This window comes from uncultured Sanguibacteroides sp. (assembly GCF_900543425.1).
In the GTDB taxonomy this organism is placed as follows: Bacteria; Bacteroidota; Bacteroidia; order Bacteroidales; family Marinifilaceae; genus Gabonibacter.
On sequence record NZ_UQRQ01000005.1, the window covers coordinates 38,685 to 62,119 of the forward strand.

Sequence of the window (23,435 nt, forward strand, 5' to 3'; positions counted from 1 at the left end):
ATAAATATACTATGGAACCAAGAAGCAAAGTATTAGAAAAAATCCTTAACGCTCTTGTACTGGTCGGAAGTATCGCCATTATCATCGTTATATCCATCGAGTTACTATCCCCGGAAAACACATTAAGCGAACAATTTATACTTCATTTTCATCTATGGGTCTGTTCCATCTTCCTGGCTGATTTCTTTGTTCGATGGTATACAGACAGGTGGAGTAAACGCTTTTTTTTCCATAACCTGTTTTTTCTACTTGTATCCATTCCCTATCTCAACATTGTCCATGCTATAACCACAACTATCTCCCACGGCCTTTGGTTGACGTTAAGATTAATTCCCTTGGCCCGAGGAATATATGGAGTATCACTTATCGTAGGATGGATGAGCCGCAGTAAGGTCACCAATTTATTTGCAACATACCTGACCATCCTATTTACAACCATCTATTTTTGCAGTATTCTCTTTTTCTTTATGGAACATGGCGTCAATCCTATGGTCAAAAACTATTGGGACGCTTTCAATTGGGCCCTTATGAATGTCACCACAGTAGGTTCCAATATCTTTGGAGTTACAAAAATAGGACAGTCCCTTGCAGTCATTTTAGCTGCCGCAGGCATGATCTTTTTCCCGATCTTCACGGCATACGTCACCACTAAATTTCAGGCCAAACGAAAAGAAGCTGAAAAGTAATCCTCGGGGACGGTTCTCAAGGTTTAAAAACATACCTTGAGAACCGTCCCCGAGGATTATAATAATCACTTTTCAAGAAGTGATTGTTTCATTCTGATAATATCTGTCAGGTAATCCTGAAGATCCTGTTCATGTTCTTCTTCTTCGGCCAGAATCTTTTTCACGATATCGCAGGTGGTAAAATCTTTACCATTCGTAAAATCTGCTATCTCCTGATACCTCAGAATAGCGCAACGTTCAGAAGCTATGTTGTCTTTCAGTAAGCTGACAGAACCAAAGTCTTTCGGAGTATCATATTTGCACCTTGCCAGCTCGGACCATTTTTTAGGATCTAAAACAGGTACTCCTTCCAACTCAATGATGCGTTTGGCTATCATCTGAGCATGCTTACGTTCTTCTTCAGCGTGTTCTTCAAACTCACTTTGTACATTCGGACGCATAACGCCTTCAACGACTAATGCACCTACCCAATATTGGTAATATGCCAACCATTCTTCAGACAATGCTACATTCAATTGTGAAATCAAACTTTGCACGTCAAGCTTTCCTTGCAGGATTTTTACACTTTCTTTAGCCATAATTTTAATGTTTAGTTCATTTTGTTTTATTTCCATGTGTAACGAACAAAGAAATTTTTTGTTTGAGTAACTTAAAATTTTAACAAAGATTTCCCTCACCGATTAACCCTCGGGGACGGTTCTTGGGGATCAAAAATAACCCCTAAGAACCGTCCCCGGGGGGTAAATAAATACCCCGCAAAGGATTTTTTGCGGGGTATTTTCAGAGCAGAACAATTATTTTGTTTATCTACTATGGTTAAAGCCTCTTGGTTTTTGCGGCATTTTCTTACTCCAGAGAATAGCGCTATTCGTAGGTTCTTCCAGTTTATTCAATTGATCTACACAACGTTTCATATCCTCCATCAACAAATCTGCCAAATCGAAACCTGTTCCCTGACGAACGACAACACGCATGATAACGACATCTTCCATATCCTTAGGCATGGTATAAGCCGGAACCTGCCAACCTTCCACGTGTAAGGCATCGGACAAATCATACAATGTCCATTTCCGTTTGGGATCATCTTTCAACTTCCAAATAAACAACGGATTCGGCATTTCATTACTGAAGAATTCGAATATACCCATATCTTGCAACCGTTTTTTCAAATAGAAGCATACATCCAGACAATTCTGTTGTATTTGACGATAACCTTCCCATCCCAAACGCAAGAATTGATAATATTGAGCCAATACTTGATTTCCCGGACGAGAGAAGTTAATCGAAATACTCGGGATATCGGCACCTAAATAATTTACTGCAAAATTCATCTCTTGGGGCAAATATTGCTTGTCTTTCCAAACAACCCAACCGACACCCGGATATACTAAACCAAATTTATGCCCCGATACGCTAATAGAAAGTACCCATTTCAACCTGAAGTCCCATACGGTGTCCGGATCGATAAAAGGATGTATAAAACCACCAGTTGCCGCATCCACATGAATACAAATCTCCCAACCTTTTTCTGCATTCAATTTATCAAGTGCATCATTGATTTCCTTCACATTATCATTTAAACCCGTAATCGTAACTCCTTGGATTGGAACCACACAGATAGTGTTTTCGTCACACATTTTCACCACTTCTTGCGGATCAAGCGTAATCTTATCCATCGTAACCGGCACCATACGCATCTCAACGTCCCAATAGATCGCAAATTTCTCCCATACGACCTGCATACAAGTAGAGATGATAAAATTCGGTTTATCGATAGGAAGTCCTTTCGCTTTCCGACGTTTTTGCCAGCGCTTTAAAGCCGCAATACCACCCAACATACATGCCTCAGATGATCCGACAGTACTGGTCCCCGTACAATACGGTTTTTCCGGAGAGTTCCACAACTTGGCAATAATATTCACGCAGCGACGTTCAATCTCAGCTGTTTGAGGATATTCCGTTTTATCAATCATGTTTTTATCCATGTTCTCGGTCATAACCCTTCGAGCATAATCATCCATCCAAGTAGAAACGAATGTAGCCAGATTCAAACGGGAATTCCCGTCCAACATAGCTTCATCATGAACAATTTGATAAGCAACTTCTCCGGGCATCGAACTTTTAGGCATCTCATATTTCGGAGCAACACGAGCTTCTTCCGGTGTTCCAAAAATAGGAGTGTTTGGATTTTCTGTTTTCATAACTAATTGTTTTTAATATAATGTAACATAATGAATTAACGAGTGCATTCCTTGGCGCTCGCTAATAGTTACGGGTTATTCTACCGAAGGTTTCGGCTCCTCACAATATTTAACTACACTTGCACTTTGCTTTACTACCTCATTCTTTTTTAATAAAAAATGGCTTAAAGAAACTTTGCCCTATTCTGGGGGAAACGCCCCTAAATTCCGGAAACAGATCACTTGTTTTTTCGGAACTTTCCCACCTGATTTTCAGTATAAACATAGAAATTGTCTAAACGAAATAAAAACCATTTTTATGGAAGAAAGTTTTTTAAAGCTCATAGAACACAGTATAAAAGAGCATTGGAATTTGCCCTCTCTTTCCGACTATCAAGGGGCAAACCACACGTATAAAGATGTCGCCAGAAGAGTGGAAAAATTACATATCTTATTCGAAAAAAGCGATATTCGCCCGGGAGACAGAATTGCTTTGTGCAGTCGGAATACAGCTAATTGGGGAATTGCTTTCTTAGCTGCACTGACTTACGGAGCTGTTGCCGTTCCCATTTTAAACGAATTCAAACCGGATACCATCCATCATATCATCAATCATTCCGGAACACGTCTGCTTTTTGTCGGAAAATCGGTATGGGACGAGATAGATCACGAGGATATGCCTAACCTGGAGGGCATATTAGCCATGTCTGATTATTCGGTAATCTTTTCCAGGAGTAATAAACTGAAAGAAACCAATGCCCGCCTAAACGAACTTTTCGGGCAGAAATATCCGGAACGTTTTACAGCCAAAGACATCCAATACCGTGTAGATGCTCCGGAAGAGTTAGCCATGATCAATTACACCTCAGGAACAACCAGTTCTCCGAAAGGAGTCATGCTCCCGTATCGAAGCATGTGGTCGAACTTAAGATATGCCCTAGACCAAATGGGATATCATCCGGGTGAAAAACTGGTATCCATTTTAACGATGGCCCATATGTACGGATTAGCTTTTGAGTTTATCTATCCATTCACCAGCGGTACCCATATCTATTTTTTGCAGAAAATGCCATCACCTAAAATACTCAACGAAGTGTTTGCCGAAATACGTCCCCATCTTATCGTGGCCGTTCCTCTAATCATCGAAAAGATAATCAAAAAAAGAGTCTTATCACAATTAGATAAATTTCATATTAAACTTATGCTAAAAATTCCGGTTTTAAACGGAAAAATTCGTCATAAAATCAAACAAAAAATATTAGATGCTTTCGGGGGTCGATTTAAATTGCTCGCTATTGGAGGAGCAGCCTTAAACAAAGAAGTGGAAGCCTTCCTACATTCCGTTAAATTCCCTTATACGGTGGGATACGGTATGACCGAGTGCGGACCGGCCATTGCTTTCGATCATTGGGACACCTTCCGTCCCACCTCTTGCGGAAAGGTGGTGGATCGAATGGAATTAAAAATCGCCTCCTCCGACCCGGAGCAAGTCGTGGGAGAAATTCTTACCCGTGGAATGAACGTTATGGACGGCTATTACGAGAATCCAGAAGCCACAAATACAGTATTGGATTCAGAAAAATGGTTACACACGGGCGATCTCGGCATTATCGATAAAGACGGTTACCTCTATATCAAAGGACGTAGTAAAAATATGATATTAGGACCGAGCGGCCAAAACATTTACCCGGAAGAGATTGAAGATTATCTGAATGTCATGCCTTATATCGCAGAATCTATAGTAATCGAAAGAGAAGGAAAACTAATCGGACTGGTATATCCGGACTTCGAAGCCATGAAACAAAATAAAATATCGGCCGAGAATTTATCCAAAATTTTAGATGAAAGTCGGAAACAAGTGAATCAACAGCTCCCGGTATATAGTCAAATAGCCCGTATCATGATTCACAACGAAGAGTTTGAAAAAACACCCAAAAGAAGCATCAAACGTTATCTGTATCAATAAAAAAGCTGACTATAAAACTTCTATCTTTCAAAAAGATGGAAGATTACATATTTTTTATTATCTTGCCATAATGACAGGTTCCTTTTACTTCGGTATGGAATTTGTTTGTTATAAAAACGGGAAAAACAACTAAAATTAAAAACAATGAAAACAAAAAAAAGCATCTTAATCATTGGAATACTTATTTTTTCCTCTTTTGTAGTAACGGCAAGGGAGAAAAAGACTAAAGTAGATACAGCCGCTTTTAATCGTATCGTAGAACTCGTGAAAAGTAAAGTTTTTTACATCAATCTTGACGATGCATTTCCGAGCGGAAATAGTAGTATAACAATAGATTCAAAATACGGGAGAAAAACAATCGGCGGAGAAGGTCATGTTTCCCTGACAATGAATCAAGGAGAAATTTTTTTAATGGACACGATCGCTACCGGAAAACTTCCGTTCTTTGGCAGAGCTTATTCTGTTCCGTATGGTGAAGGCGGTGGCATTGAATTCGAGAAGGCAAAATTAACAAATGAATCATTGAAGGTCATTAAGAAACGGAAAAAACAATACGTGGAATATACCTTCCAAGTCAGGAACCGCAATGATATTTTTTCTTTTTATGTAGAGATCTATTCCAACGGTTTTTGCAGCGTAAAAGTCAACAGTAATAACCGGGCTTCGATCTCTTATGACGGGAAAGTATCTCCTATCCCGGAAGATAAAAAGGCTATTTACATGAAATAAGAAAGGGCATAAAGGCCCTTTTCTCAATTCTTAAAAAAACTCATCCCTTGCGTTATCTGAAAATAATTTCTTAAATTTGAATTTTGTATCATCATATAATGCAATGGAAGAAAGTTTTTTATTCTATATAGAACAAAGTATTAAAGAAAATTGGGATCGTCCGGCCCTGACTGACTACAAAGGGGTAAATTGCAGTTACAAGGACGTAGCCCGAAAAATCGAAAAATTACATATCCTTTTTGAAAATGCCGGTATCAAACGAGGAGACAAGATCGCTTTATGCGGACGTAATTCCACCAATTGGGGAATCGCTTTTTTAGCCACCCTATCATACGGGGCCGTAGCTGTTCCCATTTTGAACGAATTCAAAACGGATAATATTCACAATATCGTCAATCATTCCGAAGCTAAATTATTGTTCGTGGGAAGTGTCGTATGGGAAGGATTAAATGAAAATTCCATGGAACTTTTAGAGGGAATTATCAGTATGGAAGATTACTCGTTGCTTATTTCGCGTAGTCATTCTCTAACGGAAGCCCGCAATCGATTGAACGAATTTTTCGGGAAAAAATATCCAGAGCGTTTTAAACCGGAGAACGTTAATTATCAATACGATAATTTAAAAGACCTGGCAGTCATTAACTATACCTCAGGAACAACCAGCTTCTCGAAAGGGGTAATGCTTCCGTATCGAAGCTTATGGTCAAATTTGAAATTTGCCTTTGGTGTATTTGGCAAACTACCGGAAGAACGGGTCATTTCCATGTTACCCATGGCTCATATGTATGGTCTGGCTTTCGAATTCATTTACGAATTCGCCAGCGGCGCACATATTTTCTTTTTAACTCGTACTCCTTCCCCGAAAATCATTGCGGAAGCTTTTGCCACGATCAAACCGAATTTAATCATATCAGTACCGCTTATCATTGAAAAGATCATTCGTAAAAAGGTATTTCCCACGTTAGAAAAACCGATTATGAAGTTATTATTAAACCTTCCTCTCATCGATAAAAAAGTAAAACAATCTATTCGGCAAAAAGTCATTGATGCTTTTGGAGGTAATTTTAAAGAACTTATTATCGGAGGGGCAGCTCTTAATAAAGAGGTAGAGGAATTTTTACGTTCCATAGACTTCCCCTATACCGTTGGGTATGGAATGACAGAATGCGGTCCCATTCTTTCCTACGACGGGTGGGAGACATTTAAAAAAGGCTCTTGCGGAAAAGCTGTTCCGCGAATGCAATTAAAAATCGACTCTTCCGATCCTGCCCATATTGTAGGTGAAATATTAGCCAAAGGAGATAACCTGATGTACGGTTATTATAAAAACGAAACGGCAACCAAAGCGGCTTTTACCCCCGACGGATGGTTACACACGGGAGATTTGGGTCTGATAGATCCCGACGGTTATCTATATATCAAGGGACGCAGTAAAAATATGATCCTGGGACCGAGCGGTCAAAACATATACCCGGAGGAGATTGAAGATCAAATTAATAATCTTCCATATGTTGCGGAATCCATCGTAATTGAAAAAGAAGGTAAACTAATTGCCCTGATTTATCCGGATTTTGAAGCTGCCACCGCAGACCATAAGGAATCAGAAGAGTGTCTTACTACTATCATGGAAGAAAATCGCCAGGAAGTCAATAAAACACTTCCCGCCTACAGCCAGATAACAAAAGTAAAAATCTATAATGAGGAGTTTGAGAAAACTCCTAAACGTAGTATCAAACGTTATTTATACCAATAAAATAAAAAGGAGCTGTCGGAAAGGATAGCTCCTTTTCATATAAAACTCTACTTTGCAAATACCCATTAAGTATTGGAGTCTACTTCTCTGTTACTTTTGTATGTCTTGTACAAAAAGCCCTTTTACATCATCAATCAATATACTGATTATCAGTAGAATAATTGACAATTTTGTCTATATAGTAACACATAAACCATTTTGTTATACTCGAATTAAATGTTCAAAGACGATTTTTGTCCGTTCTGTATAAAACCTTTATAATCTTACGATTTACAATATTAAAATACAATTAATAAACGTTCGTTTATTAATATCCATGAGCGTTTAAATGATAAAATAAAGTATGAATATGTGATTTGTAAATTAACTACGTTATAGTCAGATGTATAAAAGACTTGTTTGTTTTTTTGAATATATGATTTGTTTTGCTTAAATTTGGTTTCATAAAACGAACGTTTTATTATCATCTAATATTAAACAATAGAGTATGAAAATGCACATAATCAGTCTTGTTACTTATGTTTTAGTATCTACATTATTTATTTCTTGTATCAAAAAAATCGATTTATCCGAGAAACAAGAAGAAGAAGAGCAGAAAGAAAAAGAAGAGATTGCTTATATTTATCCATTTAAGAGCGAATCCCACGATATCACAGCTGAACTTGTCATTAAGACGGACGGTAAAATCGACTTAAAAGAGATTGAAGCAGAAATCCCCCCTTTGAAATACAATAAGTCCTGGTTATTCCTCTTAACACAGGATGATTGTAGTCAAACAGCTTATTGCAATACATGGGCGGCCATTCACGGTAAACCGTTATCTTCAAAATACTATTACGATGCCGCACATTTAAAAGCCGGAGACTTACCGCCGGATAGCTACAATCTCGGAAAAACATTGGGTTGTACCGACGGTGCAGGTAATGAGGTACGTTTTTCTTTCACGACGACACTTGCACCCGAATGGGAATGGATGAACACGAAACCTTCCGTACAAGTCGGTTTCACCCAAAATTACTACCGTTTCTATATGAAATCCGGCCTTATTTGGAATAACGTTATCGAAATGGTCAATTACGGCGTCGGCATAGCCTTCCATGATGTAAAAACCTCCATGGTTCACGATCCGGATAGCATCAAAGCACATTATATAGCCTCCCAAGGGATTATTTCAGACAAACTATCGGGACGGGGATGCAAGGTCTTAGCAGAACCCAATGGCAATAAGACTTACGTGGAAGCGGCTCTAAAATATGATCCGATCCAGATCATGACGGCACAAAGCGAAGCCTCTACCTTATATCCGTTTAAAACGACAAATGATTTACACAAACAATTACTGAACAGGTACTTCTACTCTCCGGAACAAACCCAAAAAGCCATACAGTCCGAATTACAAAAAAGAAAGGAAGAGAGAACTGCCATTTTAATCGGAGTTCACAAAACCGATCCCGATTGGGCACAATTTCTCCTTTGGCTTAACAATACTTACGGAAAAGACGGGGACGATTCTGTTTGGTCTCCCAATATGGAAGAGTATTACGAGTATAATTACTACCGTATCCACAGTATTATTAAAAAGCAACTCAACAACAACACGTTGAAATTAACCATTACTTTACCATCCAAAGCATACTTCTATTACCCCTCCATTACCATTAATTTAAGTCATCTAAAAAAGCAACATATCACCTCCGTTATCTCCGGAAATACCGTTAGTGGATTATCTTACGAAGATCATCATAACGGCCTTATGCTGAACATCGATTGCCGGAAATTCCTATCGGATCACGCTACCCATTTTGTCAAAAAATATGAATCCGACAAAACACCATCCAACCGAAACGATGCTCTCTATTTTATAAATTGCTTAAAGGACTCCGACAAAAAAAGAGAATTACTGAAAAGAATAAAATAAAGATTGTGCCGGAAATGGTTAAACTATTTCCGGCACAATCTTTTCCAAACAAACTCGTAAAGCTTTATTATTCCAAATCAGGCTGTATCGTCACGTTAAATGTTACGTCGGTAGTTCCGATTGTATTCCTGAGTACGATCTTATATCTTCCTGAATCCTTTGTTTTCGCCTCTTTTAGAGTAACGGTCACCTTATTTTTTTGTATATCGATACCTTCCGAAGGCTGATACAACTTACCATCCTTATACACCTCACAAGTTGCCTCCGGTTGCGAGGTGTATTCAATATAAAAGGAAACGATCTGCCCTTCGAAACCTTTAACATTAAGACTTTTAGGAATTTTCTGGGTTATCACCGGTTGAACACCCGTACCACGAAGTACCCCCTCCGTAACATCACGATTCTCTGATTCCTTAACATCGTTATTTTTAAACCCGGTAAAACTTACAAATAACATTAAAACAACTAATAATTTCTTCCGCATAATCTCTCAATTTAAACTAATTAATACATTTTACAAAAATAGACAAAATAAATTTTAGAAAAAAAATTACCGATCTTTTTAATCAAAATAATCTTACACGTAACGCACGATTCCTGATTCTTAAAAAAACCAGAATATAATTCTTGATAAAATAATTCAGATTTACAATTAGATAAAAATTCAAATTAGATAAACCATAGTACCAGAGAACTATAAAAATATTCTTTAATTATGGGGAATCAGGTATCTTCCGTGGGATATTCATAATATTTTTAGAAACATCTTTTTATCGAAATAAGAAAACTATAAAATTTTTCGGTTTCATAACTCTAAAACCCGAATCCTCATTATCGACTATAATTTCCTCTTCATCCTTGTTAGAAATGAAAAATAGATGAATCTACACTAAAAACGTCGATTATCTTATCACTTGAAGGTAGCTTGCCTCTTTTGTTTCCAACAGTATCACAACTGGAAGATCCTGAGCCAAAGGTATTCCCATCGTGAAAATAATCTCCCAAGAAATAATTGTAAGCTGCACGTTCTAATCTCTCGTCACCCACGGAGGGGAATCATTCACATTTGCTTATCAAACTCTACAAGATCCGGAACGGCACTTCTGTTAAAAAGCCAATCCCCCGGCAAAAACAAAGAATCCACAGGTAACGTATAAGGCTTCTTCTGAAAATAAACAAATTACGGAGAATTAGCGGATAAGCAATCACGGATAACACAAAGAAACCTATTCACATCAGCAAAATAAATCTCCGTTGTAACAGGTAATTCTCCAGATTAACATGTCCCGTTAAATTCACAAACATATTTGACATAAACCTTGACACCGAATCGAGTAAACCATTTAACCAATCATTCTCAAAAAAATAAAGAATCCAAAAACAACGAATAGAGTCAGTAAACTGATCACCCCGTGACAAGCGAAATAGGCTAAAAAATAAGAGATTCCCCCAAAAATAAACTAGGATAAAAAGGGCAAGAAACCCAATAAAAGAGATAAGTATACAAACCGAAAGAAAGGGAATAAAAACTGACATTCATCAGGATGGAAACATCGAACACGATAAAATTTACTAGCGTGAAAAACAGTAATCTTCCCAAGAAGTTTGCGGTCACAATCTCCCCGTTATTCAAGGAGCAGCCCCATAACATTTCCATCGCTTTAAACCAGCCTCCCCTCAAGGCTGTCCTATTAAATTAATTATAAAAAGCACGTCAACAATATTGGAATAAAAAATCATATAAACTTTAGACTTGAGCATGACTTATAAAATTCAATCCAACAAAAAGTTAAACAAATTATTTTTTAATACTAATATCAGTTGACAAAAACTATTAATTAACAACATTAAGAATAGATTAAATATATTCCTACAAGAAAAATTAATTTGATTCATTATATAAAGAATTGGCTCGAGATATACTTTTAATCCCAAAACCAATTCTTGTCAAATACAACATGTTAATTATCCGGATCAGCATAGATCTTTACATTAAATATCACGTTAGTCTCTCCTGCCGAATTTTTAAGCACAATCTTATATTCCCCTGAATCTTGCCGAGCAGCACATAATAGTTTAACTGTTAGAACTTCACTAGTAAAAGAAACATCTTCCGAAGATTGCCATAGTTCGCCATCTTTATATATTTTATAAGTAGCCTCTGGATTTGCAGTAAAATTAATTTCAAATTTAACAATTTGTCCTACAAAACCTTTTACATTACCATCACGAGGAGTCGTATAGTTAACAACAGGTTTACTCGGTGGTGCAAAAAGTAATATTTTACTAATATTGACATCACTAATTTTTTCTACTTCTTGACTTCTAAACCCTGTAAAACTTAAAAATAAGATCAAAACAAATAATATATTTATTTTCATTGTCTCAAATTTAGATGATTAATTATTTTATTTTTTAATAATATAAGATCATAATAATTATAATATAACAAATCATGATCTCCTTTACCCGTAATTTCATATTTCTTGGCACAACAACAAGAATATTTATATAAAATTTAATGTTACTGGCAAATTTCATCGAAATAAATATACAATAAGATGTTATTCATTAGGATATATCTTCACATTAAATTTGGCTTCAGCTGTTCCAGCTTTATTCCAAAGCACAATTTTATATTCCCCAGAGTGAGCTAATTTTACATTCTTTATAGTACATTCCATCGTGTCTTGATTTTTACTAATATTTCCAGAACCAAATTGTTCACCATCCTTTAATATTACAAATTCAGTAGACGCATCTGCAACAAATTCAATAGCAAATGTCATAATCTGACCTTCAAAACATTTAACCTCACCATTACGAGGAATCGTTCTAGTTATCACAGGCGCTTGCGACAAAACAGCATATAACTCCTTAGAAATATTAAGACTGTTAGAAGTTACCACCTCTTTATTTTTAAACCCCGTAAGACTTACAAATAACATTAAAACAAATAATAATTTTTTCTTCATAGTCGTAAATTTTAATTAGTTAATATAATTTGCCAATTTAAATAATATACATTGTCGACATTAATAATATATTTATAACTAAAAGATATATCACAATAAACATCAACATAACGATCATCTCAGATCATCATTTTTCATTCTCAAAAGCAGTTAAAATCAGTTATTATTACACCAGTATGCAATAAATTAAACATCACTCTTTTACTTTTACCCATTTCACGGCATCAGCCACAAGTCCCTGAGAATACTCTTCATTCATTTTTTTATCACTTAGTGTTACCCTTGCGTTTTCAGTAAAATCAAATACTCCAAGAGAGACCCAACATCCCAAGTCGTCCTCTCCCGGAGCAACAACCACTTCATGCTCTTTTCTGCCATCAAAAACGGTATAAAAACGTGAAGTTTCTTGCTTTTTCTTTTCTGATAAAGAAGAGAATTCAATCCAATCAGGAATACTTTTCCGACCGCCACCGGCGAAGGTCGTATAGTAAAAAAAAACCTCATACTTCCCTGCTTCAGGCAACCGAACACTCCATTCCACTTTTTGTTTACCTTCGCTAACTTCTTTATAAAGCGCACTTCGCACCGGGAAACCATAGAAATGTTCTTTAATCGTGGGTAACCAAGTATCTTCCGTGAGATATTCATAATATTTTTTAGAAACATCTTTTTGCCGGAATAAAGAAGTTATAAAATTTTTCGGTTTTACGATTCTAAAACCCGAATCCTCATTATCAACTATAATTTCGTCGCTGCTCGAAGCGAAAATAGACGAATCCACACTAAAAACACCGGTTATCGTGTCCTTACTCAAACAACTTGCCTCTTCCGGCTCTAATCGAATCATTGAAGGAAGATTCTGAGCCAATGGCGTTCCTATGCTAAAAACTGCCTTTAAACTGGAAATCCGAGATACACGTGTTCTGATTTCCTTTGCCTCGTGAGGGGGAATAATCCATGCCTGATGAAATTCTGTCTCGACAAGACCGGGCACATCACTCCTATTGAATACCTTAAAACAGTACAGCCAATAGGGTTCGTCTATTCCCGTAATCTTTATTGCCCGAGGTTCTCTGATATCAAGTATAGGCAATCGGTTGGTATGATACCAATCCTCCACGAGTGAGTCCAAACGAACCCCGAAGGCCAGATGAAATTGGTCAAAAAACACTTTTGCGGTCGTCTCTCTGAAAAAATTGTTTGCTAGAAAACCATGATAAAACTGACGAAATGGTTCGTTTCCCACTAACAAAGAGATATATGAATACAACTCCTCGCTTTTTTTACGAATGATATTTTCCAGCACTTCCGGTAACAATGAATGGTCATATAAAGCATCTTTCAGGCTATTATGACTCAGATATTCCACGGCAACATAATCATCAACGGGAGAAGACCATGCTTTAAGACCTCCATACCTGCGGGCCACGTTAGCCAGAACATCATGTAAAATCGGGTATTCCCGGGAAGCAATAAATGTCGTTTTACCCCGCATCATGGGACGTATATCACAACTACCCTCTCCAAATAACGTTTTAATATCACGCAACTTCATTCTTATATCCATAAAATTCTCTTTTTCCTCCTCGGCTTTACCATCCGGACTTTCAAAAGGATAACCTTTTATAGAATAGGCTTTCTCGGGAAGAAAAACAAGTCCTCCCTGCACTCTCTCTCCACCTCTTTGCATCACTCCTGGAAAACAATAAAAAGCAACAGGCACTTCCAAGAGCGTCACCCAACGATACGGGTATTGCTGTATCGGATCATGAATTTCTCGCTCCTTATTATAAAAACTTGCGATATAACATTTTTCCAGAAATTTCGGCGTTTGTATACATTCTTCACTCTCCATACCACGTTTAATATGCGAGAGTCTTGACACGATAGTGTCTTTCAGTAAAATATCGTAATCCTTAAGAAGGTACTCGTGATCAGGCAAATAATAGAGTTCCAAACGAACAGGACCTAACGAGGCCATCCGTTTCTTGTAATGTCCAATACAAAGACTAATACCCGGCATACCATGATCAAAAGCAAACACGGTTTCTCCTTCTCTCTCGCTAACAACATCTCCCTGAGAAATAGCCGTCAGCATGGGATCATGTTCCACGCTTAAACTATAGCGGGAAAAATTTACATCCCGAACTCCCGACTCCCCGTATGGAGGCACACAAACCGGATACCAGACACATTCAGGCGTGAGTAACTTGTAATCTTTACCGCAAAAGGCAGGTGAATAACCGAAACCATATATACCGATACGATTTACTCTCGAAAAATTGTAGTCTCGTGTGATCACGTCCAGAAAACACAGGTCATTGTCAACACCTCCCTCGTAACTCATAACAACCTCGCAGTTCTCTCCCGGCTTTAACTCTTTACCCGTGATCAATGCCTGGTGATCCTTACGGAAAGAAACGGGTTGACCGTCAATATCGAGACGATTCACGGTCAAACCCGGGTTAAGGTAAATCACGAGAGGGATTACAACAGATGCTCGATTTGTAACGGTCAACTCGCTGACCACGGAGATATCACCATTCCCGAGCTCCTTCACCTGCAAATCATTCCGTACCACACGGGCTGCAGGATGTTTACCATGTTCGGCGTAAACCTGCCTGTAAATCTCCCGGTTCATATTAACGGAAGTGTGACGAACGTAATAAGCAAAAGCCAGTCCACAAGCGAAAACAAAAAATCCACAAGCAACACCCACGGTTTTTCTGAAAATAAGCAAATCATTGGGAATTCGCGGGTAAGGAATCACGGACAACACCAGAAAACCTATTCCCGTCAACAAGATAAATCCCCGTTGCAACAAGTAATTCCCCAGGTTAACGTGACCCGTGAAATCCGAGAACATGCTCGGTATAAATCGTGCAACCGGGTCAAGCAAACCATTTAACCAATCGCTCCCGAAAAAAATAAAAACTCCAAGAACAGCAAATAGGATCAGTAAGCTGATTCCCTGGTGACGAACGAAGAGGGCCACGAGATAAGAAATTCCCAAAAAATAAACCAGGGTAGGCAAGGTTAAGGTAACCCAATAAAAAAGATAGGCCCATAAATCGAAAGAGCGGGAATAAAAATTGGCGTTGATCAAGATGGAAACGCCGAACACGATAAAATTCACAAGTGTGAAAAACAATAATTTCCCCAAGAAGTTTCCGATGACAATTCCGCAGTTACTCAAGGGACGGACATGTAACGCCTCCATTGCTCTTAGCCTGGCCACCCTCGAATCACCAGTAATGTAACCGATGACGAAAAGCAACTGAACAAAATTAAAGTAATAGGCCGCCTTGTAAGCCATGGATGATGGAAAGACTTGTGAGATCCAATCCAACGAGGAACGAAACAAATCATTTACCGAGCCGGCCGATGCCGGGGTGAACAGGTAAACAAGAAGCCCAACAATGGAAAGGATGGTAAATATACCAAAAACAACAGTCCTGCAGGAAGATTTAAGCTCGTATAAAGTGATCACAAAAACAGCACGCTTATCCATAACATTCTGACGTTTATAAATTAACCAATTTCTCCATACACAGAGAAATAAGGAATCATTCCATGAAAAAAGACAATCCCAACTGCACTTAATGAATCAATATAATTTCTCAAAATTAGAAAAAATAATAATATACACAAATAATATTAATGAATATATCATTAATATATACAACAAAACAAAATCACCTTTAAAGTATCATCATATAACTACCAATAAAGTAATTCATTACCCGAATTCACAATAAATGTTCTCATATCGCTACTCTACCTTCACCCACTTCACGGCATCGGCCACCAACCCTTGCGTTGATTCTATCCTGTCACTCAAGGTTACTTTGGCGTTTTTAGAAATTTCTACCTTAAACGTAGCTTTAACAGATCCGAATTCATTCGTGAGTACAATATCATATATCCCAGTGTCACTTAATTCTGCATTTTCTATTTTAACTGTAGCTTTTCCTTCCGTATATACAAGATTACCTGAATTATCACCTAATACGCCATCTTTATACACTTCCACGAAAACGGCAGGTTCTGCCATAAATTCAATATAAAATGTAATAATTTGCCCCACATAACCTCTAACATCCCCATCCGGAACTATTTTTGTTATCACAGGTTTATTTCCTTTGAAAGAAAATAATTCTCGCCTGACATCAGGACCATTCGATACCTCTAACTCTTTATTCTTAAATCCCGTAAGAGCAACAAACAACACTAAAACAAATAAAAATATCCTCTTCATAACATTAATTAATGTAGTTAATATATTTTTCAAATGTAAAATATATCGCTAAATCATCCAAACAATGTACAATAAAGTTTTATCACAACACAACAAACACCATTATTAAAATAAAAATTCCATTATTTCAATAAAAAATAATTTTTCGGCCAATTTACATCTCACGTTTACGAAGAAATTTTACAAAAAATGCTCCACGCTAAAAAAGAGGACGTTTTTGCATCCTGTAAAAAACTATATTCCTTTAGAAAATACTTAAAGCACCTACGATTATATATATCGTTCAAAATCTTCACTATCCTCCGATGTTTTTTTAATCCGGTCAATGTATGCACATAATGTAGCATCATAGTTATAAACCCTATCGTCTACAACTAAGCTATATCAGATTCTCATTTATCTCTCCGGAAAGATTATACCAATAAATAGACCGTATAGATCAAATAGACTGCAAACAGTAAAATCCCCTCCCAACGTTCAATCCGAAATCCCGTACGCATAAAAGGGAGTACAATGACAGCCGAACCTAACATGACTGCCATATCCAATATATTAATCTGATCTGTTTGGATAGGAGTAATTGTTGCCGTAGCTCCCAGCACGGCGAATAAATTGAATATATTGGAGCCGATTACATTCCCGATAGCGATGTCCGTCCGTTTTTTCAAGGCGGCAACGACGGAAGTCGCTAACTCCGGCATACTCGTTCCGGCGGCAACGATGGTCAATCCGATTACGGCTTCACTCCATCCCAAGGTTTTGGCAATAACCACGGCATTTTTTACCAACATATCCGATCCCCAAACCAATAAAAATAGTCCTCCGATCACCAGTACTACATCCAATAACCAACTTTTCGTCGGTTTCATCTCCTGCTCTCCTTCGATAACCTCCCCTTTTTTGGCCTTATAGACACATAAGAACATATATCCCGCGATTCCTACTAAAAACAGGATTCCGGATAGGCGTCCGAAACGTCCGTCACTAAACAAAACCACAAAAAGCAGAGAAGCGACAAGCATAATCGGGGTATCGATTCGAATCAATCGTCTATCTACCTGCAAAGGGTAGATCATGGCGGAAATCCCTAAAATCACACAAATATTAAAAATATTGGAACCGATTACGTTTCCGACAGCAATGCTACTTATACCATCCAACGCCGACTTTACACTAACCACTAATTCGGGAGCGCTCGTACCCAAGGCTACAACCGTTAAACCGACGACCAAAGGGGAGATCCCAGCCCGAACTGCCATGGATGAACTTCCCTTTACCAGAAAGTCCGCCCCGAAATAGAGTATCACCAGGGATAATACAACTAAAATTACACTTAATATCATAGGCATTTATTATATAAACTCTTTTCCTTTACAATCGTAAAGAATATATTTGAAGTTTCAAAATTATAAACTAATTTAGTGTATACACTCAAAAATAAGTCTATTTTTACAAAAGAACTTATGCTTAAGCATTTAAAACAATTATTCAGTACGGCCAAACACAATCCCAGCTTCGGAGGGCTTGAAATATTGAAATACATCGGCCCCGGTTTACTGGTAACGGTCGGTTTCATTGACCCGGGAAATTGGGCTTCCAACCTGGCGGCAGGTGCAGAATACGGCTATGCCCTTCTCTGGATGGTTACACTATCTACCGTTATGCTAATTATTTTACAACATAACGTGGCTCACTTGGGCATAGCTACCGGCCTTTGTTTGTCGGAGGCCGCAGCAACCCACCTAAAACCCAAACATGCCAACCTAATTCTCGGATCTGCAGTATTAGCTTCAATCTCAACTTCATTAGCCGAAATTTTAGGCGGAGCTATCGCCCTGGAAATGCTTTTCCATATTCCGATAAAAGCCGGTTCCCTCTTGGTTCTCCTCTTTGTTACGATTATGCTTTTCACCAATACTTACCGGATTATCGAAAAATGGATCATCGCTTTTGTCTCCATCATCGGTCTCTCTTTTATTTACGAACTTTCGCTCGTCGATATCGATTGGGGTACCGCCGGAACGGCTTGGATAACTCCCTCTTTTCCAAAAGGTTCGATGGTCATCATCATGAGCGTTCTCGGGGCTGTCGTGATGCCTCATAATCTATTTCTCCACTCGGAGATCATTCAGAGTAGACAATGGAATATTCAGGACGATAAGGTTATCAAAAAACAATTGCGCTACGAATATGCCGACACCATTTTATCGATGTTTATCGGTTGGGCGATCAATAGCGCCATGATTCTTCTGGCAGCTGCCAGCTTTTTTAAACACGGAACTCCCGTTACGGAATTAGAACAAGCCAATACCTTACTCCAGCCCCTTCTGGGAAACAATGCCGCTATCATCTTCGCGGTCGCCCTGCTCTTTGCGGGGATCGCCTCTACTATCACTTCGGGCATGGCTGCAGGTTCTATTTTCGCCGGTATGTTTAAAGAACCTTACGACATAAAAGACAATCATTCCCGGTGGGGAGTACTCATCTCGTTGCTATTGGCTTTCGGATTGATTTTAATTGTTTCCAACCCCTTTCAAGGACTTATCTACTCCCAAATGGCTCTCAGCATACAACTTCCCGTCACCATTTTTTTACAAGTACATCTAACCTCTTCCGAGAAGGTCATGGGAAAATATAAAAATTCCACCTACACGAAATATTTACTTTACGTGATCGGTGGAATTGTAACTCTGTTAAATATTATGCTATTAATCAGTTTCTTTTAATTTTCGATAACCGAATCATGACGGGCGACTCTCATAACACCCTGAATTCGTTTCAATCTGGAGATCAATTGAGAAAGATGTTCCGTATTTCCGACTAAAACGGTAATTTTTCCATCAAACAAACCTTCGCTCGAATTAATGGCCAACCCTCTCAACGTGATTCCGGGATCCTTCGAAATAACTTCCGTAATCTTATTAACCATCCCAGCATCCTCTCGTCCCACAATATTCAAAACCGTCTGATACGAAGTCGTCCCCTCATTCGTCCATTGCGCCTTTACGATTCGATAAGGATAACGTTTTTCCAAATCCATGGCATTCTTACATTGTTTCCGGTGAATCTTAATTCCCTCTCCGATCGAAACAAATCCCAAAATTTCATCTCCGAAAACAGGATTACAACACCTGGCAAACTTATAAACGACATTATCCACATTTCGGTCAATCAACAAGACATCTTCTTCTACTCTTTTAGGATGAACGATCTGCACCTCTTTCGCGGGAACGACAGGTTTTTCTTCCTCTTTCGGCTTCGTGATCCACTCCTTAATTTCGGTCATCGTGTGCTTTCCTTCCGCGATTCCCTGGTACAGGTCAATGGCAAACTTATACTTATAATGTTGTTGCAAGCGTCTTATTACCTCGTCTGTTAATTCCAGCTTCCAATTTTTAAAACGGCGTATCAACATCTCTTTACCTAATTCCGCCTGAGCCCTTGATTGTTCGGTCAGGTATTGCCGGATCTTATTCCGGGCCTTGGAGGTTACTGCAATATTTAACCAATCGGCACTCGGTTGCTGATTATTGGAAGTTAAAATAGAAACCTGGTCCCCGTTTTTTAAAACATAGCGCAGGGTTTCATTCCTCTGGTTCACCTTTCCTCCCACGCATTTAGATCCCACATCCGTATGTATGGCGTAGGCAAAATCCAACAAAGTAGCACCTGCCGATAAGGTTTTCAAATCTCCTGCCGGAGTAAACACATGTACCTCCTTATCCTGCAAATTAATTTTTATATCTCCCAACAAATCGACAGCTCCGACCTCGGGACTTTCTAAAATATCCCTTAACTCGGCTAACCAGTTTTCAATCGCCTTATCGGCCGTTCCTCCTTTATACTTCCAATGAGCGGCAAATCCTCTTTCGGCTATTTCATCCATTCGTTCGGTTCGGATTTGTACCTCTACCCAACGATTATTCGGTCCTAAAACAGTTGTCTGCAACGACTCATACCCATTCGATTTAGGTACGGAAAGCCAATCTCGTAAGCGTTGTGGGTTAGGTGTATATTTATCGGCCACAATAGAATATACACGCCAACAATCGGCTTTCTCTTCCGGACCCCTGCTATCCAAAATAAAACGAACGGCAAAAATATCGTATATTTCCTCAAACTCCACCTGTTTCTTACGCATCTTATTTAAGATGGAAGCTATTGTTTTCGTACGATATTTCACTTTATACTTTATGCCCCGTCGATTCAATTCTTCCACAATCGGAGCTATAAATTCCGCGATATATTTCTCACGGGTATCTTTCGAATCTTCCAATTTACGGGAGATCTCCTCGTATATCCTTGGCTCCTCGTAATGTAAAGCCCTATCCTCCATTTCCGATTTTACGTTATACAATCCTAACCGGTGTGCAAACGGAATATAAATAAATCTCGTTTCCTGAGCCAACCTCAATTGTTCTTCGCGGGAAAACGAATCCGCCCGACGCAAATCATAAATTTTCTCTGCCAAAAAGATCAATTGTACGCGCACATCCTCCGCGAAACTAAGTAACAGTTTACGAAAGTTATCCGAGTCCACGATTGCATGCGTTGCATATATACGACTGATATTACGTAAACCGGATAGAATTTGGGCTACTTTAGCCCCGAACAATTCCCGAATTTCCTGTTCTGACAAGCAGTCGCTCTCTGCTACTTTATGTAACATGGCACAAATAATAGAAGTTCTTCCTAATCCGATCTCAGAAGTAATGATAAGCCCCACTTCCAACATACGAAACATCTCTTCTCTATCGGCCTCAGGCACATTTTTACTCCCTTTCGTAGCCATATTAAATGCCTTACGGACCAAACGAATATCCTCTTTAGAGATCAAATTCTTACATGATTTCAAAAGCAACCTATACTTTTTTAAAATAACCTCTTTGGCTATATCTTCTGCCATACTGCAAAATTTTAGTGATTTATACGAACTTATTAATCATTGCAAAAAGAGTGCCGTCCATTTTCAATTAACATGATTTACGGGAAGTAAATTGACTGACGACAATCGTTATGATAATACGCCATGTGTACATGAATATTTTCCCACGATAAACGCAGAAAAATAAAAAATGTTTTAATGCGGTTAATTTACCGGTATTATTTTTATCTCGTAATTAGAACGGAAATGAACCAAATACAATCCACAATTTTCCATTCCCCCTCCAGGCAACATTTTAAACTTAAACCGTGTGAATAAGGTCTCCTTATCCTCCGTTCCCAAATGTCCCAACGCCTGACTGCCGTAATCGGCGACCTGTTTCATAAAAAACAATCCGATATCAAAAGCCCGGTTTACGATCGAAGTAGGTTCCGAATAAAAATATTTCCGGTGTCGTTCTGCAAAATTCCGAGCCGCTTCCGACTGGTAGTCGATATAACTATTCATGAACAATTTCACATTCAATTTAAAGAATACATCGTCTCCCAATGTCGTATATTTCAACCAATCCGGGAAGCCGATAACCGTTACCTTATAACTATCGGGCAAAGCCGACAATACCGGTAAAACCCGACTCGCCGCCGCTTCATTAACCGTGGGAAACAGTATAATATTCTCCGTATGCGGTTTTAAGAGTATTTTTAACGTATCCACCGTTATACTCGAATTCCAATCTATCGTTTCCATTGTCACATCCGGTTGTAACCGATATTTCACCAAATACGGCAATTGACTCTCCTCCGTATTAGCGGGAACCCCATTTGGGCGGATAACCACAAGATTGGCTCCTGCACTATTTTTTACAATCCAATCGGCCATATTTTCGAGTAAAGTAGCCGTAGAGGTATTTACCTGAATAAAATTCGGGAAACGTCCCAAGCCTTCCGTCCGGGCAGACAAAGGATATACCATAGGAATACTCTTATCATACAACTGATCCGCTACGACTTGAAAAGTATTGGCATATACAGGCCCTAATATCAATTGAGGATTAAAATGATTCAGCTCGTTAGCTATCATCCGCACCTTGCTTGGATCCCGTTCCGTATCGAACACCTGAAGATCAACCGAATATCCATCCTTTTTTAAGCTGTCAACGGCCATTAATATCCCTTCATAAAACTGTACAAAAGGCTCTGATTTCGAATACAAAGTCCATTTCTCTTCCTGCTGTTCAGCCATCAGCGAATCCAGCACAACGGGCCTCTCTTCAGGATATTGATTATTATTCAAATAGAAAGGCAAAAGCAACGCCACTCTTACCTGATAGGAAGAAACCGGACGTCCGACATATGTCGATACCGGACGCTGCACCTCGTCTTCTATCCTCTTTATTTCCCGATCGACCTCTTCTTTCACGTCCTGTGCGGCAGCCCGTAAGGCCTCGACCTCTGCTTCTTCCCGGGCCTGTCGGTCCTCCCATGCTAATTCCGCATTCAAAGCATTCTTATCTATCTGTTTTAAAGTCAAGCGAACGACAGAACCCGTCGGAATAGGATCTTTCTCGTTATATTCCGGGTTATCCTTCAATATACGTTTCAGACGAATTCCAAACTTACGGGATAAAGAGTATAGGGTCTCCTTAGGTTTGATCTTATGGTAATAAAATTGATTATCCAAACGTTTAAAAGGCTCCACATAAGGAATCTTTAATATTTCATGAATTGTCAGATTATTGTCTTTTTTCTCGTTCAGGGCCTTTACTTCTTCCACGCTAACTCCATAAGCCTTACAAATGGAAAACAATGTCTGTCCAGGTTCCACCGTATGCAGATAATATGTTTTTCCTTTCCAAACAACCATCTCTTTCGAACGTTCAATCTTTACGTCCTGCGCATTTACACCTCCTATCCACCCAAGGAAAACGAACAACAATATAATTCTGACCATACTATTTCATTTACAATAAACAACCTATTTCATAAAGGGAAAACTCATTTTATAAATACCAAAATCCCCTTTTCATAGCAAAAATAGTAAAATAGTAATAGATAATTGAAAAATCTCTGCTATTTTTGCCAGAGA

16 protein-coding genes are annotated in these 23,435 nt (G+C 38.6%); 6 read left to right on the plus strand and 10 right to left on the minus strand.

Annotated elements, in window-relative coordinates:
• Positions 1-11 precede the first annotated feature (11 nt).
• Positions 12-686, plus strand: coding sequence for an ion channel (locus QZR76_RS03810; protein WP_294140561.1), 675 nt, complete (start codon positions 12-14; stop codon positions 684-686).
• 65 nt (positions 687-751) lie between these two features.
• On the opposite strand, the gene QZR76_RS03815 is transcribed toward QZR76_RS03810, so the two are convergent.
• Positions 752-1,264: a ferritin-like domain-containing protein gene (locus QZR76_RS03815; protein ID WP_294140563.1), complete on the minus strand. Its 513-nt coding sequence runs from the start codon at positions 1,262-1,264 to the stop codon at positions 752-754.
• A 225-nt stretch (positions 1,265-1,489) separates the two neighbouring features.
• On the minus strand, positions 1,490-2,887 hold the full coding sequence (locus tag QZR76_RS03820) for a glutamate decarboxylase (protein WP_294140565.1): 1,398 nt from the start codon (positions 2,885-2,887) through the stop codon (positions 1,490-1,492).
• A gap of 298 nt (positions 2,888-3,185) precedes the next feature.
• Here QZR76_RS03820 and QZR76_RS03825 point away from each other — a divergent pair, with 298 nt between their 5' ends.
• From QZR76_RS03825 to QZR76_RS03840, 4 genes are all read left to right on the plus strand, one after another.
• Positions 3,186-4,832 (plus strand): AMP-binding protein, encoded by a 1,647-nt coding sequence (locus QZR76_RS03825; protein ID WP_294140567.1) that lies wholly within the window; start codon positions 3,186-3,188, stop codon positions 4,830-4,832.
• A 144-nt stretch (positions 4,833-4,976) separates the two neighbouring features.
• Positions 4,977-5,561 (plus strand): DUF4251 domain-containing protein, encoded by a 585-nt coding sequence (locus QZR76_RS03830; RefSeq protein ID WP_294140568.1) that lies wholly within the window; start codon positions 4,977-4,979, stop codon positions 5,559-5,561.
• Between the two features lie 103 nt (positions 5,562-5,664).
• Positions 5,665-7,314 (plus strand): AMP-binding protein, encoded by a 1,650-nt coding sequence (locus QZR76_RS03835; protein WP_294140569.1) that lies wholly within the window; start codon positions 5,665-5,667, stop codon positions 7,312-7,314.
• A gap of 487 nt (positions 7,315-7,801) precedes the next feature.
• Positions 7,802-9,232, plus strand: a complete 1,431-nt coding sequence (locus QZR76_RS03840; RefSeq protein WP_294140570.1) for a hypothetical protein — start codon at positions 7,802-7,804, stop codon at positions 9,230-9,232.
• 67 nt (positions 9,233-9,299) lie between these two features.
• Here the strand turns inward: QZR76_RS03840 and QZR76_RS03845 are convergent, their stop codons facing one another.
• The 6 genes from QZR76_RS03845 to QZR76_RS03870 all read right to left on the minus strand — a co-directional run bounded on the left by QZR76_RS03845 (position 9,300) and on the right by QZR76_RS03870 (position 17,808).
• A complete protein-coding gene (locus QZR76_RS03845; protein WP_294140572.1) occupies positions 9,300-9,716 on the minus strand; it encodes a hypothetical protein in 417 nt (138 codons plus the stop codon).
• Between the two features lie 1,477 nt (positions 9,717-11,193).
• Positions 11,194-11,613: a hypothetical protein gene (locus QZR76_RS03850; RefSeq protein WP_294140573.1), complete on the minus strand. Its 420-nt coding sequence runs from the start codon at positions 11,611-11,613 to the stop codon at positions 11,194-11,196.
• Between the two features lie 183 nt (positions 11,614-11,796).
• Positions 11,797-12,207: a hypothetical protein gene (locus tag QZR76_RS03855; protein WP_294140576.1), complete on the minus strand. Its 411-nt coding sequence runs from the start codon at positions 12,205-12,207 to the stop codon at positions 11,797-11,799.
• Between the two features lie 193 nt (positions 12,208-12,400).
• Entirely contained in the window at positions 12,401-15,718 is a 3,318-nt protein-coding gene (locus tag QZR76_RS03860) for a hypothetical protein (protein WP_294140578.1), read from the minus strand.
• A gap of 261 nt (positions 15,719-15,979) precedes the next feature.
• On the minus strand, positions 15,980-16,465 hold the full coding sequence (locus QZR76_RS03865; protein WP_294140580.1) for a hypothetical protein: 486 nt from the start codon (positions 16,463-16,465) through the stop codon (positions 15,980-15,982).
• Between the two features lie 413 nt (positions 16,466-16,878).
• A complete protein-coding gene (locus QZR76_RS03870; RefSeq protein ID WP_294140581.1) occupies positions 16,879-17,808 on the minus strand; it encodes a calcium/sodium antiporter in 930 nt (309 codons plus the stop codon).
• Positions 17,809-17,928: 120 nt separating this feature from the next.
• Between QZR76_RS03870 and QZR76_RS03875 the strand changes: the two genes are divergently transcribed.
• A complete protein-coding gene (locus QZR76_RS03875; RefSeq protein ID WP_294140582.1) occupies positions 17,929-19,191 on the plus strand; it encodes an Nramp family divalent metal transporter in 1,263 nt (420 codons plus the stop codon).
• Here QZR76_RS03875 and QZR76_RS03880 read toward each other — a convergent pair.
• Positions 19,188-21,371 (minus strand): RelA/SpoT family protein, encoded by a 2,184-nt coding sequence (locus QZR76_RS03880; RefSeq protein WP_294140583.1) that lies wholly within the window; start codon positions 21,369-21,371, stop codon positions 19,188-19,190. The two genes, QZR76_RS03875 and QZR76_RS03880, sit on opposite strands and share 4 nt — an antisense overlap.
• A gap of 183 nt (positions 21,372-21,554) precedes the next feature.
• The gene (locus QZR76_RS03885; RefSeq protein WP_294140584.1) at positions 21,555-23,300 is read right to left on the minus strand and encodes a LysM peptidoglycan-binding domain-containing protein; all 1,746 of its coding nucleotides are present in this window, start codon (positions 23,298-23,300) and stop codon (positions 21,555-21,557) included.
• Positions 23,301-23,435 lie beyond the last annotated feature (135 nt).

Excerpts from the sequence above, each read along its gene's own strand:
- QZR76_RS03830 (WP_294140568.1), top strand. The coding sequence starts at position 4,977 with ATGAAAACAAAAAAAAGCATCTTAATCATTGGAATACTTATTTTTTCC.
- QZR76_RS03820 (WP_294140565.1), bottom strand. The coding sequence starts at position 2,887 with ATGAAAACAGAAAATCCAAACACTCCTATTTTTGGAACACCGGAAGAA.
- QZR76_RS03810 (WP_294140561.1), top strand. The coding sequence starts at position 12 with ATGGAACCAAGAAGCAAAGTATTAGAAAAAATCCTTAACGCTCTTGTA.
- QZR76_RS03825 (WP_294140567.1), top strand. The coding sequence starts at position 3,186 with ATGGAAGAAAGTTTTTTAAAGCTCATAGAACACAGTATAAAAGAGCAT.
- QZR76_RS03855 (WP_294140576.1), bottom strand. The coding sequence starts at position 12,207 with ATGAAGAAAAAATTATTATTTGTTTTAATGTTATTTGTAAGTCTTACG.
- QZR76_RS03865 (WP_294140580.1), bottom strand. The coding sequence starts at position 16,465 with ATGAAGAGGATATTTTTATTTGTTTTAGTGTTGTTTGTTGCTCTTACG.
- QZR76_RS03835 (WP_294140569.1), top strand. The coding sequence starts at position 5,665 with ATGGAAGAAAGTTTTTTATTCTATATAGAACAAAGTATTAAAGAAAAT.
- QZR76_RS03875 (WP_294140582.1), top strand. The coding sequence starts at position 17,929 with ATGCTTAAGCATTTAAAACAATTATTCAGTACGGCCAAACACAATCCC.
- QZR76_RS03860 (WP_294140578.1), bottom strand. The coding sequence starts at position 15,718 with ATGGATAAGCGTGCTGTTTTTGTGATCACTTTATACGAGCTTAAATCT.
- QZR76_RS03870 (WP_294140581.1), bottom strand. The coding sequence starts at position 17,808 with ATGATATTAAGTGTAATTTTAGTTGTATTATCCCTGGTGATACTCTAT.
- QZR76_RS03885 (WP_294140584.1), bottom strand. The coding sequence starts at position 23,300 with ATGGTCAGAATTATATTGTTGTTCGTTTTCCTTGGGTGGATAGGAGGT.
- QZR76_RS03850 (WP_294140573.1), bottom strand. The coding sequence starts at position 11,613 with ATGAAAATAAATATATTATTTGTTTTGATCTTATTTTTAAGTTTTACA.
- QZR76_RS03845 (WP_294140572.1), bottom strand. The coding sequence starts at position 9,716 with ATGCGGAAGAAATTATTAGTTGTTTTAATGTTATTTGTAAGTTTTACC.
- QZR76_RS03815 (WP_294140563.1), bottom strand. The coding sequence starts at position 1,264 with ATGGCTAAAGAAAGTGTAAAAATCCTGCAAGGAAAGCTTGACGTGCAA.
- QZR76_RS03880 (WP_294140583.1), bottom strand. The coding sequence starts at position 21,371 with ATGGCAGAAGATATAGCCAAAGAGGTTATTTTAAAAAAGTATAGGTTG.
- QZR76_RS03840 (WP_294140570.1), top strand. The coding sequence starts at position 7,802 with ATGAAAATGCACATAATCAGTCTTGTTACTTATGTTTTAGTATCTACA.